The organism is Metabacillus niabensis (assembly GCF_902829255.1).
Classification (GTDB): domain Bacteria; phylum Bacillota; class Bacilli; order Bacillales; family Bacillaceae; genus Metabacillus; species Metabacillus niabensis.
In genome coordinates this window covers 1-15,447 of the sequence record NZ_CADEPK010000354.1, presented here as the reverse complement: position 1 = coordinate 15,447, position 15,447 = coordinate 1, and the positions used below count along the sequence as shown (strand labels likewise).

The 15,447-nt window shown below is 34.6% G+C and carries 14 protein-coding genes and 1 pseudogene; 7 read left to right on the top strand and 8 right to left on the bottom strand.

Annotated features, from left to right (window positions below; all coding sequences use genetic code 11):
- The 3 genes and pseudogenes from HU235_RS20530 to HU235_RS20520 all read right to left on the bottom strand — a co-directional run.
- Positions 1-230 (bottom strand): annotated as a pseudogene (locus tag HU235_RS20530) (hypothetical protein); the annotation flags it as partial.
- Positions 231-302: 72 nt separating this feature from the next.
- A complete protein-coding gene (locus HU235_RS20525) occupies positions 303-1,706 on the bottom strand; it encodes an OmpA family protein (RefSeq protein WP_174881431.1) in 1,404 nt (467 codons plus the stop codon).
- 322 nt (positions 1,707-2,028) lie between these two features.
- Positions 2,029-2,883, bottom strand: coding sequence for a helix-turn-helix transcriptional regulator (locus tag HU235_RS20520; RefSeq protein WP_174881430.1), 855 nt, complete (start codon positions 2,881-2,883; stop codon positions 2,029-2,031).
- A 122-nt stretch (positions 2,884-3,005) separates the two neighbouring features.
- On the opposite strand from HU235_RS20520, the gene fabF reads away from it, so the two are divergent.
- Positions 3,006-4,241, top strand: coding sequence for a beta-ketoacyl-ACP synthase II (gene fabF, locus HU235_RS20515; protein WP_174881429.1), 1,236 nt, complete (start codon positions 3,006-3,008; stop codon positions 4,239-4,241).
- A 314-nt stretch (positions 4,242-4,555) separates the two neighbouring features.
- On the opposite strand, the gene HU235_RS20510 is transcribed toward fabF, so the two are convergent.
- The 3 genes from HU235_RS20510 to HU235_RS20500 form a co-directional block, all read right to left on the bottom strand.
- A complete protein-coding gene (locus tag HU235_RS20510; RefSeq protein WP_174881428.1) occupies positions 4,556-5,098 on the bottom strand; it encodes a DUF4303 domain-containing protein in 543 nt (180 codons plus the stop codon).
- A gap of 37 nt (positions 5,099-5,135) precedes the next feature.
- Positions 5,136-5,498: a VOC family protein gene (locus HU235_RS20505; protein ID WP_174881427.1), complete on the bottom strand. Its 363-nt coding sequence runs from the start codon at positions 5,496-5,498 to the stop codon at positions 5,136-5,138.
- 263 nt (positions 5,499-5,761) lie between these two features.
- Positions 5,762-7,675, bottom strand: coding sequence for a hypothetical protein (locus HU235_RS20500; RefSeq protein WP_174881426.1), 1,914 nt, complete (start codon positions 7,673-7,675; stop codon positions 5,762-5,764).
- Between the two features lie 769 nt (positions 7,676-8,444).
- Between HU235_RS20500 and HU235_RS20495 the strand changes: the two genes are divergently transcribed.
- Entirely contained in the window at positions 8,445-8,921 is a 477-nt protein-coding gene (locus HU235_RS20495) for a GNAT family N-acetyltransferase (RefSeq protein ID WP_174881425.1), read from the top strand.
- A 147-nt stretch (positions 8,922-9,068) separates the two neighbouring features.
- Here the strand turns inward: HU235_RS20495 and HU235_RS20490 are convergent, their stop codons facing one another.
- A complete protein-coding gene (locus HU235_RS20490; RefSeq protein ID WP_233452333.1) occupies positions 9,069-9,923 on the bottom strand; it encodes an aminoglycoside phosphotransferase family protein in 855 nt (284 codons plus the stop codon).
- Positions 9,924-10,331: 408 nt separating this feature from the next.
- Here HU235_RS20490 and HU235_RS20485 point away from each other — a divergent pair, with 408 nt between their 5' ends.
- The 3 genes from HU235_RS20485 to HU235_RS20475 are packed head-to-tail and all read left to right on the top strand — an operon-like array spanning position 10,332 to position 11,603.
- Positions 10,332-10,751 (top strand): MarR family winged helix-turn-helix transcriptional regulator, encoded by a 420-nt coding sequence (locus HU235_RS20485; protein ID WP_095303592.1) that lies wholly within the window; start codon positions 10,332-10,334, stop codon positions 10,749-10,751.
- A gap of 19 nt (positions 10,752-10,770) precedes the next feature.
- A complete protein-coding gene (locus tag HU235_RS20480; RefSeq protein WP_145580382.1) occupies positions 10,771-11,160 on the top strand; it encodes a rhodanese-like domain-containing protein in 390 nt (129 codons plus the stop codon).
- Positions 11,161-11,165: 5 nt separating this feature from the next.
- The gene (locus tag HU235_RS20475) at positions 11,166-11,603 is read left to right on the top strand and encodes an EVE domain-containing protein (RefSeq protein WP_145580384.1); all 438 of its coding nucleotides are present in this window, start codon (positions 11,166-11,168) and stop codon (positions 11,601-11,603) included.
- Positions 11,604-12,117: 514 nt separating this feature from the next.
- Here HU235_RS20475 and HU235_RS20470 read toward each other — a convergent pair.
- Complete coding sequence (locus tag HU235_RS20470; RefSeq protein ID WP_174881423.1) at positions 12,118-12,714, bottom strand: hypothetical protein; 597 nt, start codon at positions 12,712-12,714, stop codon at positions 12,118-12,120.
- 250 nt (positions 12,715-12,964) lie between these two features.
- Here HU235_RS20470 and HU235_RS20465 point away from each other — a divergent pair, with 250 nt between their 5' ends.
- Positions 12,965-14,131 (top strand): MFS transporter, encoded by a 1,167-nt coding sequence (locus HU235_RS20465; RefSeq protein WP_174881422.1) that lies wholly within the window; start codon positions 12,965-12,967, stop codon positions 14,129-14,131.
- Between the two features lie 537 nt (positions 14,132-14,668).
- On the top strand, positions 14,669-15,259 hold the full coding sequence (locus tag HU235_RS20460) for an SMI1/KNR4 family protein (RefSeq protein WP_174881421.1): 591 nt from the start codon (positions 14,669-14,671) through the stop codon (positions 15,257-15,259).
- Positions 15,260-15,447: the final 188 nt, after the last annotated feature.

Sequence of the window (15,447 nt, the reverse complement as noted above, 5' to 3'; positions counted from 1 at the left end):
AATTTAAAATCTTTAAATTCGCTCTTTTTTAGTTCATATTCTAGATAGCTTGAAACGATAAAGGCTGGTGTTGACTCTATAAGATCATCACCAAGCCATCCTTCAAACTCATAATGCAAGTACTTTACTTTCGCTGATATACCTTCTTTTTGCACATTTTCTTCTGTTCCATAAATCGTTTGTTTACCATGACCACCAGATACTTCTGGCTCTAAAAAATATAAGATCATTCGTTATCAACCTTCCAAAACAGCACAAACGGTTCTCTCTCCCAAAATGGAATGAGAAGAACCGTCCTACCTTTACTCTTTTGGATTTATCACAATCTCTACTCGACGGTTTTTCGCTTTCCCTTCCTCCGAGTCATTTAATGCGATCGGCTTAGTTTCCCCATATCCTGTAGTGCTTATCTTAATATGGTCAACCTTGCCACTTTGCTGTAAATAGGCTTCGACTGATTTTGCTCTTTTTTCTGATAATGTTAGATTATATTGGTCATCACCTGTATTATCGGTATGCCCATTTATTTGAATCTCTGTATTTGCCTTCAATGCTTCTAATGATTGAATAAGCTCATTCATTGTTTTTTGTGCATCAGGCTTCAATTCACTTTGATCGTGATCAAATAAAATGTCATCAGGCAATTGAATTTTTGTTTCTTCTCCATCAGTGGTAATGCTTGTTTTCTCTGGAGCTTTAACGGTTGGCGGCTTCGGATGAAGGACGACTTCAATCATCTTCCCATTTCCATCCTCCTCATTTGGAACGACCTGCTCACCGCTCATTTTTTCGAAATGCTCCCCGTAAATTTCTTTCATTTTTGTTTTCAACATATGCCCATTATTCGGTTTTGATGAAATCATGATATAGCCATTTTCTGTGATGCTATCATAAGGAATCTGTAATGAAAACGTCCCGTCACTTACGACATTAGCTGTTGAACTGACCCAATTTTGAGCAACAGCAGCGTCCTCGGAAGAGTAGTAGGTAGCTGTCAATTCGGTTCCCTCTAATAGGTTTGATTTCCCTTTTACATAGAAATAATAATGGTCATTCGTTAATTCTGTCTCTACCCATACCTTCGAGCTTCCGTAATCCTCTGGAGGCTTTTCCCTTTTTGGTGTTTCAATTGGATACTCGGTTTGTTTTCCACTAGGCAAGACAAGAATGGAAGAATAAATCTTTTGATATTCCTCAGCACCTATTTCATACTTATAAACAAAAGGACCTTTCAAGTTCTCCCCATGCTCACCATAAACAGCCACAATCTCATCTGCCTGCCCTGTTCCTCCAAGAAGGGCTTGAATCGTTACAAAAATATATCCAAAGTTTTTTAAATCTGTCGGTATTTCATATGTAAAATCCCCATTCTTATCGACAACAGCTTCCTTATCACAAACAAGACAAATTGGATTCCGTACAGAGAATGGCCGATCAAGCCAATCAACTTCTACTTTTGTCCCTTCCATTAAATTACTTTTGCCTTTGACGACAAGCTTCCCATTTTCGTTTACGACTTCTCCGCTTAATTGAATATTCGTCGGATCCGTTTCATCCTCTTTCGTTTTCGATTCCTCTTTTGGTTGTTCATCTGCTTCATTTGTATCCTTAACAGCTGTACGACTATTTTCCTGATTCCCCTGACATCCGAATAAGAAAAAGATTGTCGCAAACATAAGGACCAACCAACTACTCTTTTTTCCCATATTGCCCTCCTAAATTTGCCATTCTTTCTTTAAATTAAATGATTATTCACAATTAGGAAATAGGTGGATAGTACTAGAATAGAAAATAGAACGGTTTACTCGGGTTTCAAAAAAGGTAGCAAGCGAACCGTCCCCGTATTATGGATAAAACCCCCAACAGTAAGGCTTCAATCCCCTAAAAAACAGCATATAAAAGAAACGTTATTTTGAAAAAAGATTGATCAAAATAACGTTTCTTTTGATTACATACCTATTTTTTATAATTAAGCTTGCTCATTTTTTATTGAACTAAAGAGCTCTATCATTGAATAACAGAATCATTTTATACATTTTCAACCGAAACCCTCTTCATTAATCGCTTTAATTTTTTTTCTGTATCAGTTTCCTCTACTGGTGTATAGATACTGCACCGTAAATCCATATCACCTTGAACCTGAAGAGATGTTAAATTAAACAACATTTTCCCTGCTCTAGAATGTCTGAATTCAATGATCATTTCTGGAGCCTTACTTACTTGACTTTCTTGCCATAAATCCTGAAATTCTGGATGTGAATGACTCATCTCTTTAATAAATTGGTTGTACCATTCATCACCTAAATAGTGTCCATAATAGGTACGGAAAATAGCAAGAAAACCCTTCGCAAAATGTTCCCAATTGACGGCCAATGCTTTTAATTCCTTTCTCGAGAACACTAAACGAATCAAGTTTCTTTGCTCTTTTGGTATTTGTTCAAAATCTAAAAAAACATGAGCAGCTGCCAAATTCCAGCCCACTATATGGCAATGTCGATCCGTAATGATAGTCGGACAATATGTTAATTCGGTTAGTATCCGCTTTAAAGAAGGGCTTAGCTCTGATTGATTCTTTACTTGATTTGTTATGTCTGACTTTTTTTCTAATGCAAGGTCATATAAATAGTCCCTCTCATCATTATTTAATTGAAGAGCTTGAGTTATACAATCAAGTACGACTGAAGAAACTTTGATATCTCTTCCTTGTTCTAGCCATGTATACCAAGTGGTACTCACACCGGCTAATTGTGCAACCTCTTCTCTTCGTAATCCAGGTGTCCTTCTCCGCGATCCCGCAGGTAAACCAACAGACTCTGGCTTAATTTGGGCACGCTTTGCTTTTAAGAATGTCGACAAAGCTTCAAGCCTCGTTTTATCATTCATTTTTAAAACCCCTCACCTTATCAATTTAACCTATTAGTAATTATACTAGGATAAACTATCACTTGTAATAGGATAAAAGAAATGTAAAATACAAGTTAATTATTCATATGGAGGGATGAAAAGTGGAAAGAGTTGTGATTACCGGTATGGGGATCGTGTCTCCTATAGGAAACAACATCCAAACATTTTGGAACAATTTGATTAACGGAGAATCTGGTATATCCACTATCGATACCTTTGATGTTACGAATCATAAGACTAAAATTGCCGGTATCGTCCAAGATTTTGATGCGGATAAGGTTTTAGGAAAGAACGAAGCTAGACGCTTAGATCGTTTTTCGCAATTTGCACTGGCGGCAGCTGAACAAGCTTGGATAGATTCAAAGTTAAATCTCGATCATATCGATGTAGAAAGATTAGGCGTATATGTAGGTTCAGGAATAGGAGGAATTGAAACATTAATTGAAAATATCGATGTGCTCAGACAGAAGGGGTCAAGGAGAGTTAGCCCTACCCTAGTACCAGCCATGATCTCTAATGCTGCTGCAGCACACATTAGTATCAAATGGAACGCAATGGGACCTTCTTTGTCCCCCGTTTCTGCTTGTGCAATTGGAAATACAGCTATTGGTGAAGCCTTTAGACTTATTCGTTCTGGAGAAGTTGATGTCGTGTTCGCAGGTGGAACAGAGGCTGCTATAACAGACTTATCATTAGCAAGCTTTGGCAATGCAACAGCATTATCAACAAGAAACGATAATCCAGCTAAAGCTAGTCGTCCATTTGATGAAAACCGAGATGGATTTGTCATGTCAGAAGGAGCTGGAATTCTAATCTTAGAACCTTTATCACATGCTCTACGTAGAGAGGCAAAGATTTATGCAGAAGTCATTGGATATGGTGCAAGCTCAGACGCACACCATATCGTAGCTACACATCCGGAAGGTAAAGGGGCCTATCTTGCAATGAGAGCCGCTTTAAAGAACGCAAATATATCGCCAGAAGAAATTGATGTTATTAGTGCCCATGCAACAAGTACAAAAGTGGGAGACATTTCCGAAACAATGGCTATTAAGCAGCTATTTGGTAAACAGGCTTATCAAATACCAGTAACAGCTAATAAATCTATGCTCGGTCATATGTTAGGCGCTGCAGGCGGAGTTGAAGCAATTGCTTTAGCTATGAGTTTAAAGGAAGGTATCATTCCTCCAACAATTAACTTAGAAAATCCTGATCCAGTATGTGATCTTGATTATGTCCCATCTATTGCTCGCCAAGCAAAAATAAATACAGGTCTGTCTAACTCATTCGGTTTCGGGGGTCACAATGCAGCAATTGTCTTAAGGAAATACGAGTGAATGAGCTTTCTTTCGTAAGACTGTGACAGAAGGTTTTCATCCAAAGAAAAATCCGTACTATTAGTTGAAATTCTAATTTGAATTTAGTATTAGTCGGATTTTTTCTTTTAATGGTTTTCGCAATGTTCAATGTTTGGCTTGCATTTGGGAGATTTCGTTATAACACTGCCTCTTAATCCTTTAAATGGCACCATTGTTGAATAAAAGCTAATGACGTTTTAAGTGTATTTTTCACAATCTCTTTTTAACAAATTAATGATCAAACTTTTTTTAACGACCAAACTTTATCTCCATCTAACACCTTTTTCTATCAATTACACAAAATCCTCAATATGCTCTTCATATTCCTTTGCCGCTTCTTTTCCATTAAGCATCTTAAATCGCTTGATTCGATCATCCCCATTGAAATAGTCTTCAACATTAAAATTCAACAAAATGTTAGGATGCTCTTGCTTGCCCTTAGAATCTCTAAGACGAGAAATCACTTCATCACATGCAGCAACGATTCTATCAAAATGCTCGTCAAATTCTTCTGTGAAGAAATATGTATTTGGGTTTGTAAATTTATCAGGATCGCTTTCTAAGAACATGCTCATATCTTTCGATAACGTGTGGAACGTATCAAATATCTCCCATTCATTCTCACAATATTTGTAATACCAATAGTCCTCAGACTGTTCATCTGCGTTTTTTGCTAAATAGGTTTTTGTATTTGCAATAACTCCTATTGACCGTACATCGCGGGAACAGCTTAAGGTGAACGCGTAAAGGTCCTTATGCTCTTCTGTTATTTTTTGAAGTGCAGTTACTAGTTCTTGAAATAAATCATTGCTAAATTTGTTATAATTAAATTCCATGTCTGTACCCTCCTATTTCCTCTAAATAGGTTTAATATTATTCTGTATGTGCCACAAGCATATTTCCATATAAATCGAAAAATTTTAAGAATTTCCTTCCATCTTCTTCAATGACATCCCCTAATTCAGTTCCAGATTTTAACAAAATATTGTATAGAGAATCCATTTCATCCACTTGAAAACCTATTGTAGGAAAAGCCTGTCCGTTAACATTAAATGTCGCATGAGTTTCATCAGAGGTCTTCCACATAAAAATATTTACGTCATCACTTTTGAATCTTACTATTGCAAAATCATCAAAATTCGCTAGAAACTCACAATCTAAATTATTTACATACCAATCAATTGCTTTCTCAAGATTCTTGACTGGAATTTGCACATGGCTAATAGAACGTCCCATTTAGTACCTCCTATAAAAAATTATTATCATATTTATAAAATTCAAGAATTAATTTACAAAATCCTCTTTAATTAACCTGCCCCTTTAGTACAATAAGAAATGCGATACCTCTTTATTGATGTATCGCTACCCTTTATTTTAAGTACATTTCTTCACAAAAAAGGATTGGTATTCCCCAATCCTTTTTCTTGGTTCTAATTCAACTTTCGTACAATTTCTAATAAACTTGTGATTGAAAATTTCCCCTCTAAAGGAGTTGTTATCTAATAATCAACATAGTCAAACATGAAATATAGGCCCCAATCTTGATCATTGGACCATGGATCATAGAACCCACCTTTTATTCCATTCACTGTATATGGGGTAATTTTTGCACACGACGCACTTCCATCTGGTGAAAATAGATTTAATACACCTCGTAGAGAAGCCTCTGCTTTTTTATAGTATTCACTATCGTTAGTTATTTCAGCTAAATTTTGATAGACACGTCCCGTATAAGCACTCCAATAATGTGGAAAAGTGTCACCATACAATCTATTTTTCCCAAACCAGTATCCATCCCAATGCCTTATTGCTGTTTCATATAGGTGATAGTCTGGTTGAAGACCGTTGAAAAGTTCTAATATTTCCACATGTTTTTTTGCTTCATTAAGAAACTTATGATCATCCGTTAATTTATACATTTCTAGTAAAAGATTTGCAGCAGGAGCTACAATGCTCTGTTCAAAGTTCACTTCTGATTTGGGATAACGAATACCATAACGATTTATAGTATTCACATGCTCTTTAAAGTAACTAAAAATTTTCTGTCTTTCAGTGTTTAATTTGGCTTCTTCTAATAAGGTAAGCATTTCAAACATTGGCATCTCAATCGGATAAAAATTAGCTCCACCTTGCTTATAGTATGCCAATAATACTTTAGACATGTCCCTTAAAAATTCTTCGCTCTTCCATGTAAGATATAACTCCTTAAATAGGACAGCTAACCAAGAATAATTATATAACCGATGAATATCGTTATTTCTTTTTATGTCGTTAAATACCATACCTGTCTCTTCATCGTAAAGCTCTCTTTTGATGTAATTGATATACTTTTTTAAGCTTTCTTCCATTTGCACATTTTCATTGTTTCTTAGAAAACGAGCAAGTAATACTCCCATTCCAAATCTTTCTCTGCCCCCGTTATGATCATGATAGTGAGAGTAATATATTTGATGATCTTCATTATCATAGATTAGGTAGGCACCATCTAGATGGCTATTACTTTTATGGTACTGTTGCTTATTTACAATAAATTCAGCTCTACTTTGTGTAAGTTTTTTTATATCAGGGAGAACAAGAATCTTTGCTTCCGTTGTAACTCCACCTATTCTTACAGAATAGCAATACTCTCCAGGGAGCAAATTATCTTCTCTAATTTTCACCATATTTTTTTCTTTCTTAAATTCAATTGGCTTTCCGTCTCTAGAAATGTAAACTTCATGGTTTATTAGATTTTTATGGAAAGTTATATCTACATTGATTTCTTCATGTTCAAATACAGTGTAATTTTCAGCTTGTATGTGTATATAGTTGGGATAAGTTAGAAGGATATTATAAAAGTCTTTTTTTCCTTTATGCCAAAATAGTTCCCATTCAATGATATAAGATTCTCCAGGTGCTAATTGAAACGGAGCTACATGTAATAAAAAGTCTCCACGATCATTACTGATTAATGATAAATCACGCTCAACACTATATGAAATTATGCTTCCTTTTGTTAAGATTAATCCTAAATGAGGGGCTTCCCCTCCCATTCTCAACCCCATAACATAACTTACTTCTCCACCACACCATATATGAGCATGACATTTATTCACAGTACAAATATCTGCTGAATCATAATCATCATTAAAAGTTGTATAAATTGAGGTATCCCCTTGCTTCGAAAAAATATCAAACTCTGTATTATTTGTAAACTTGTAAACCTCTTTTAACGTGTGACGTTCAGTTAAACTACGAATTACCGTTGTATCGATTCCTTTCGGTGCTTTAATCGTTCCCCAAAGTTGTGTTCCTTCTACCCAATTCATCTTATATGGGTCATCGTTATGCGATATTGAACGAATGTATTTGTCTTCCTTAAATTCAATGGCAAAAGAACTTTCCTTTATATCCTCCCAATTTTTTATCTTCATAAAAATTCCCTCATCCCCTCATACGGAAAATCATACTTCAACATTAACCTTTCATTGAACCATTCATCCTCCATTTGATTATAGTTATATTATTATGAGTAATAAATTAAAAATTCGGTGTCTTTTGTTAAAATAACAGAGGTCTTTTTATAGTAAGTAGAAATGATATTTAGAAAAATCCTTATTCGCATCTGCAAACACCTTAGATACGCCATCCGAGTGTTGACGAAGACTTTTAAATCCATTAACGAGTTCTGTTGATGGGTGTTGGAAATATAAGCTAAAATCGTACTTTTTGGCAATATAGTCTTACCAGTTATGGTATCACTTGGCGGAGGGAGCTAGAGCTATGTTAGGAATTGGATCAATAATACTTAAGGAAAAACCATTAGTAAAATCAATAATTGCAATAGTGTCTAATATAATTTATATAATTGTATACTTTAAGGTCTATGTAATCTATTAGAAAAGTACGAGAAATAGCGGATTACAATTGGCGACTTTTTATGAGAGATTTTAAAAGTGTCGGTGCTAAAATTTTTCGATATTGACTGTTTTTTCACTTTTGTACCCTTGAAGAGAACCCGTTACAACTTGTGTTTTGTTCAGTATGTCCTTACACCAGTGCTTTTCCTTAGTTGACTTAGTCCACATTTACCATTAACATATCTGTATCTTTTAAAATGTTGACTAAGTCAGCATTTTAGAGATGTTATTTTCAAGAGTTTTTCACAATCTTTTATTAAGACCTTATTTAAGGAGATAGTATATGATTATTCGAGAAATAAAAAAAGAAGACAATGCAAAAATAAAAGAAATTATCCAAGAATCTTTAAAATCACTTGGGTTAGCGATTCCTGGGACAGCTTATTATGACCCTCAACTTAACGATCTTCACCAATATTATAGTAATTTAAAACATGCGAACTATTGGGTAGTAGAAATGGAAGGAGAGGTTGTTGGTGGAATTGGCATAGCCCCCTTTAACGAACATGATAAAATTTGCGAATTGCAAAAGTTATACTTAAGTACAAAAACACAAGGTTTAGGATTTGGCAAGAAGCTAATGGAAACAGCTTTGTCATTTGCCTCTAAACATTATGCAAAGTGTTACTTAGAAACAAGACATGAATTAAAAACTGCATGTAGATTATATGAAAAATTTGGATTCATACTTTTAAATGAACCAATATCAGGTTCTGACCATTCAGCTATGGATGCGTGGTATATAAAAGATTTGAAATAACCATAAGAAGTCCTTTAAATCAATTATCATTAGAAACTATGAAAAAGCCGATTTCCATATGTGGAGATCGACTTTATCTAACCATGTTAAAAAGCGCTAATCCTTCTTGGAATCATACCACCAGTTACTTTAAATACAACATACATTTTATAGATACCACTTAGGTTTTATTCTGCTGAAGTAATCATGATCTTCTAAAAACATATAAACTTTATCTAACATCTCATTCATGTTAGTTGGAATCGTTTTTAACGTCCATATAACCGTTGAGAAAACGCACATTGCGAGGTAAAGTGAATACAATCTCCAAAAATGTTCATCAGGTTCTTTCTTATTAAAATAACCTTTAATTTGTCCCTTTGAAAAAGGAATACTTACTTCTCTGGTGAAAATTCCAATCTTTAGAAACTCATGAATAGGATCTCCCCAATCATACCTGTTAAAATCTATTACTCCAGCAAACTTTTTATTATTCACAATAATGTTTCCAAGGGTAAAATCATCGTGTTGAAATAAGTTTGGTCGTTGTTTCATGAGGTGGATATTCTCATCAATAAATTTCATTATTTTATCGTCATTTTTAACCTTTACCTCGCATGCTAAGTATGCATCTATATATTTTTTATGCTTTTCAACTTTCCTTGAATACCATGAAGAAATATGTTCTGGAGCAGATAATTGATGCATCTTTCTTAATTCTTTTCCCGCCTCAATCCCAATAGTAAATTGGTCTTGCTCCGAGTATTTTGAGATTTCATCCTCGGCATCCTTCCCCTCTATGTATGATGTGAGCAAATACCCTCGATTTCCTACCACACCAATTGAAAGGGGCTGTGAACAAGTAACTTGATAATCCTGCATCCTTTCCAAAATCGAGTATTCGGTCTTCTTTAATTCCAACTCTTCTAAATGAAACATCCGAAGAAGTAGTTTGCTATTACCGTCTTGCATATGTATTAGAAATTTTTCATCTGCGGAAAACCCCTTTTTAATTTCAATCACTTCTTTACAATTGCTTATTAAAGGAATCTGTTTTATTAGTGTTTTATTCAAACACTCACCCCTGTTAATAAATTTTTTAAACAATTTATATACTAAGCGTTTATATTTCTATGGGAAAACTAGATTTCCTTCTTTCACTAACCTACACCTTTAGCTCAATAAGAAATGCGATACCTTTTTAGTGAAGTATCGCACCCGATAGTTTAAATACATTTATTCACAAAGTTGTCCTTTCACACTTCTATTTCTACAGGAATGCTGCAATATAAAAACTCCAATTTAAGGAAACACCTGCAATTAAAGATACTGTATTTCAATACTGATATTGAATAAGTACTTGAATTCTAAAAAATAATCAGTTAAACTGATTATATACTTAACTGATTATATACCGAGGTGATTATTTATTTGGAAAAATGGAATCAATCTTATGGATTTTTGCTTGGAAAAGTTCTTCAACAAATGGAAGCTAAGTTTGCTGAGGGACTAGCTCCTTATAAGATTAATGCTAGACAATATGGAGTCCTTTTATTTATTAGCGGAAACCCTTATTCTTCACAAAAGGATATTTCCGAAAATCTACAAATTGATCGGACGACAATGGTAAGCCATATTGATCACCTAGAAGCTTTAGGATTTGTAGAGAGAACAAGGAATCCAAATGACAGAAGATCCTATAGTCTTTTAATAACATCAAAAGGGACTCAAGTATTAGATTCACGTTGGGAATTTCTAATTGAAACGGAATTAGAAGTACTTACCCCTTTAAGCAATCACGAAAAACAATTACTGAAGGAGTTTCTTGTGAAAATTTGGTGTACACTTTAAAACTGGAGGAAACCTATTTATGAATGCACTTGATTATTTTAATGCACGTTTGGAAGCAACCGTTAGTCCTATGGATTATTTAAGATTGGCACAAGTCGAACCAGAAAGATACTTTTTAATTGATGTAAGAAACGGTCCTGAGCATGTAAGAAGTTTAACAATTAAGGATGCTTATATTATTCCTCAACAAGAGCTACAAGAACGCTTACATGAAATCCCGAAAGATAAGGAAATTATTGTATACTGTTGGGATGTCTGGTGTAACACAGCAGCTAAGGTAGCAGCTTTTTTGTTAGAACGTGGCTATAAAGTAAAAGAGTTGACTGGTGGAATAGCCGCTTGGAAAGAGATGGATTTTCCTGTCTCGAATTCTCTAAATGTTAATCCATCTGATAACTGTGGATGCTAACTCTCATGCAGAATAAAAAACGGTTTTGGATTGGTGTTGCTTCACGTGATCATGTTTTAAATGCAGTTCAAGGTGGATTTGCTCAGCTTTGTCATGGCAAACATGCGCCTTTAAGAAAAATGAGCACGGGTGATTGGATTATTTATTACTCTCCTAAGGTTAATTTCAGAGAAAGTGCTCCTCATCAAAAATTTACTGCTATTGGAAAAATTATTGATGAGGATGTTTATCAGGTGAATATAGGGAATAATTTTGTACCTTACCGAAGAAATATTGATTTTATTCCTAGCATTGAAACACCCATTAAGCCACTAATTTCCAAACTGTCATTTATTAAAAGTGCAAAACATTGGGGTTATCCCTTTCGATATGGTCATATAGAGATAAGCGAAAAAGATTTTAACCTAATAGCAGAAAAAATGGTTAATAAAAAAGGAGATTAGAACATTCTCATCTCCTTTTTTAGATATAAGCACCCAAACTTAAAAACTTCTTCAGCTAACCTACCCCTCTAGTTAAAGAAGGCCTAATATATTGATAATTAAAACGGCACTGAAATTGACAAGAGTTTTCGCTGTCCTTTTTAATTGTACGATTCTCATTTACAGCTTTTAGAAACTCCACAACATTTAAACCAGCTGAATCACATCTATCTAATATCAATTTGATGCTGAACAAATAATGCATGGAGTGGTGCATTAAAAAGCCTGAGAAAAATAATTTATAATTAATGGAATTTTTTCAGAATATCAGACACCTTATTTGGTAACGTCAGATATTCTTTTTTTATGTATAGGGAAATTAAAGATACGCTTTGCAAAAGATTGTGAACTATTGTACCAAGTTATGAGTGCAAGAGCCGATGATAAAATTTGCTTCAACATCCTCCCTTTTAAAGTGCTAACAAATTAATTTAATAAGGGGTAAATGACTAACCAGTCTTTTCTTCTTGAAATACTATGAATCCATTGCGAATGATTTAGGTTTCCAATGAAACGGAACTGTTGTGTTATGATGTTTAGCCCATTGTAGAAAGCTATCTATATTTCGAATGCCAAATTCTAATACAGCTTGATAAATAAAGATTGATGAGTACTCTTCATTAAGCTGAAGTAATGCTTCTTTAATATCTAGAATTGCTTTTCTTGTATCTTCTGTTAAATTTTCTTTCATAAAAGGTACTAACTCTTTTGAAAGTGCCCCCTTCCGTTTATTTGAGAACAACCACATATCAATATTCCACTCGATTTCCCCTGCTTGATAAATCAGTTTAAAATAATGACCATTAAAATCTGTACCCGTGTAATCTCTATATTTAAGTTCTACTACGTTTTTATTTAGCGTGAGCAATGACAATTCACTCATAATATCAGAAGGATTCGGCGCTTCACAAAATGTTTCCAAGTCAATATCTGGTTTTACGATTAAATCATAAGCAGCTGCTCCGACTATAAAACAGTTCCCTACTGCATTCCATTTCTCTATTAATTGTAATTCATTTAATATTTCCATCGCTTGCTGCTTTCGTAAGGCTGCTCTTTCTAAACTGTTCATATATCCACCTTCTCTTTAAATTTTGAGTAATATAACAGAGTACAAAATATCATCATTAAATGCAAGTAAGATTTTTAAGATTGGCACATAGTTGAATAATTATTTATTTTCAATAACACATTTTTTCATAGTAATTTTAAGTCAGCTGCTAAATAGGTGACTTTTTTCAAAAGTAGTTTACTTAAGCAAAAGTCCCTTTTTATTCCTCTAAAGAATATACATGTAACAATAATTGTAAATGGGGGATGTAATGAAGTTCAAAGGGTGGGTATGTTTAAGTGTTGGGTGGATAACTTTGTTTTTAATGGGGATTGACTTATTTGTTGTATCACCGTTACTACCGTTCATCTCGGAAGCCTATAATGTTAGTTCAGCGATGACTGGATGGATGGTAACAGTTTTTGCGGTCACATATGCTTTGTTCGCTCCTTTCTTTGGGTGGCTTTCGGATAAAAATGGACGGAGAGCAATGATTACATTTGGCTTATTGTTGTTCGTCATGTCTAACATACTAACTGCTTTTGCTCCTTCATTTTTTTGGTTAATTGTTAGTCGTATTTTAGCTGGTTTATCCGTTGCTTCCATTACTCCTTTGATATACGCAATCATTGGAGATATTGCACCAGCAAATCGGACAGGGACATGGCTTTCAATTGTTGTTTCAGGGCACTTAACAGCTCTTTGGGCAGGAGCGCCATTCGGTACGTTATTAGAGCATTTTCTAGGTTGGCGTTCAGTTTTTGTTGTTATGGCTATGATAGGAGCTATATTGGCGATCGTAAATTTCAACACGTGGAAATATGCTTCTAAAAATGATTTAACGAGGAATCTATTAGCAGGAAATCTGCTAAGAATACTAGGCTCGGTAAGTGTGACAACCTTTTGGGCGATTTCAATGTATGCTCTTTATGTATACTTAGGTGCCTCACTTTATTATGAAAATCGATTTTCAGCAACACAAATCGCATTAGCTATTACTTTTTATGGTATCGGAGCTGTGTTAGGCAGTCTTATCAGTGGACAGTTAACAGATCGATTTGGAGAAAGGAATATATCGAAGGTTACGCTCATTTTCTTGATTTTAATACTCGTTTGTTTAGGGATATTCTTCTCATCTGGTGATTGGATTTATTTCTTCTTGTTCCTATGGGCTTTGGTCGGATATGCAGGATTTACATCATACCAAGCAAGATTAGCGGTCGAATATTCAAACGAACGAGGAATTGTTATGGCGTGGAATAACACGGCTTTGTATATCGGTATTACGATTGGCTCAATGATTGGTGGTTATGTCATAACGAAATGGGGATATCCTTCCCTTCCGTATGTTTGTAGCATTGCAGCAATTCTTAGTTTTGTCCTTAGTACCCAAAAAGTCAAAGAACGAAAAAAGGAAGCAGTTGTTTCAGATTCATGACCTCGAGACATGAATCACTTCGGGATGACTATGCTATAACAAGGGTTTTTAATAAGAGATTTCAAGGTGGGGCATTGATCGAATAAGGATTAATGCCCTTTTTTGTTGAACGACTTATCGTATTCATGTTGTAGAATAGTAGAGAAAGAATATTGGATTTTTATGGTAGAATAGAGTTGGAGTGGAGTTTAGGTTGATTAACTAAAAATGGGGTGTAAGGAAATGAAAAGTAAAGTGATAATCGTTTTTATACTTGTGTTAACACTCGTAGGTATTTATCTGATTTTTAACCCATTAATTGTTTTGGAATTATTGGATTAACATTTTCCTATCCCAATCTATCATTATTACTCTACTTTCGTAGCAAGTTGAAAATCCCTTACAGAGCGCCCTATTATTATCTGCTTTTATTGTTATGGTCTATTATGTTATTGATGAGATCAGGTGAACCTTTAGAGCCAGAAACTATGAATAAGATGTACTAATAGACAGATAGCCTAACATAAAAATTTCACATTTTTATTTGGAGGAAGAAATATGGATTTAATAAACGATTTTTTAAAAGGCTTGAGATCAGCATTATCCACAGATGAACTCAAGGAACTAAATAAAGCGTGCGGTGCTACTAAAGAGGATATTGCTACACTAAGAGCACAATATCCAAATTGCCCCGAATCACTTATCTGTCTACTTGAAAATATCGATGGTACATATTGGCGGAAATATGGAGATAACAAAATTGCCGTTTGTATTTTAGGCTCAGGTGTTGAAGAAGATACGTACCCATATTATTTACTGTCTACACAGCAAATGCTTGAAAGTTCTAAAGAGGAAGAGGATATCTCCTATCTTTTAGAATATCAAGATGACGAGGAAGCTGTTGATCCTAAGATAAATCAGGAAGGACTTCTCCCAGGGAAATATCTTCATTTTTCAGACTGTATGAACAATGGCGGATCGTCAAGACTCTATATTGATTTCAACCCTTCCGATAAAGGTGTATCCGGTCAAATCATTCGCTTTATCCACGACCCTGATGAATATGAAGTGGTTGCCGACAGCTTTGATGAGTATTTACAAAATTTGATTGACGGTGGATTTATTTATTTGGAAAACGAGGAAGGGTAACTTCTTTCTGCACTCCCAGGTGACTGAAATAGAAAATGATGCTGTTATTAAAAAAAGTTATTCCGATTTAGATTACGTGCTTTTGCCTTAGATATTTATCTAAGGCTTATTTATTTACTTTATGGAGGAGTATTATGTTCCTTGTCTTAGCTAATATATTTTCTATTTTACTCTTATAGGTATACCAC

Coding starts and splice junctions, on each gene's coding strand:
- HU235_RS20525 (WP_174881431.1), bottom strand. CDS start 1,706: ATGGGAAAAAAGAGTAGTTGGTTGGTCCTTATGTTTGCGACAATCTTT.
- HU235_RS20520 (WP_174881430.1), bottom strand. CDS start 2,883: ATGAATGATAAAACGAGGCTTGAAGCTTTGTCGACATTCTTAAAAGCA.
- HU235_RS20510 (WP_174881428.1), bottom strand. CDS start 5,098: ATGGAATTTAATTATAACAAATTTAGCAATGATTTATTTCAAGAACTA.
- HU235_RS20505 (WP_174881427.1), bottom strand. CDS start 5,498: ATGGGACGTTCTATTAGCCATGTGCAAATTCCAGTCAAGAATCTTGAG.
- HU235_RS20500 (WP_174881426.1), bottom strand. CDS start 7,675: ATGAAGATAAAAAATTGGGAGGATATAAAGGAAAGTTCTTTTGCCATT.
- HU235_RS20495 (WP_174881425.1), top strand. CDS start 8,445: ATGATTATTCGAGAAATAAAAAAAGAAGACAATGCAAAAATAAAAGAA.
- HU235_RS20480 (WP_145580382.1), top strand. CDS start 10,771: ATGAATGCACTTGATTATTTTAATGCACGTTTGGAAGCAACCGTTAGT.
- HU235_RS20475 (WP_145580384.1), top strand. CDS start 11,166: ATGCAGAATAAAAAACGGTTTTGGATTGGTGTTGCTTCACGTGATCAT.
- HU235_RS20470 (WP_174881423.1), bottom strand. CDS start 12,714: ATGAACAGTTTAGAAAGAGCAGCCTTACGAAAGCAGCAAGCGATGGAA.
- HU235_RS20465 (WP_174881422.1), top strand. CDS start 12,965: ATGAAGTTCAAAGGGTGGGTATGTTTAAGTGTTGGGTGGATAACTTTG.
- HU235_RS20460 (WP_174881421.1), top strand. CDS start 14,669: ATGGATTTAATAAACGATTTTTTAAAAGGCTTGAGATCAGCATTATCC.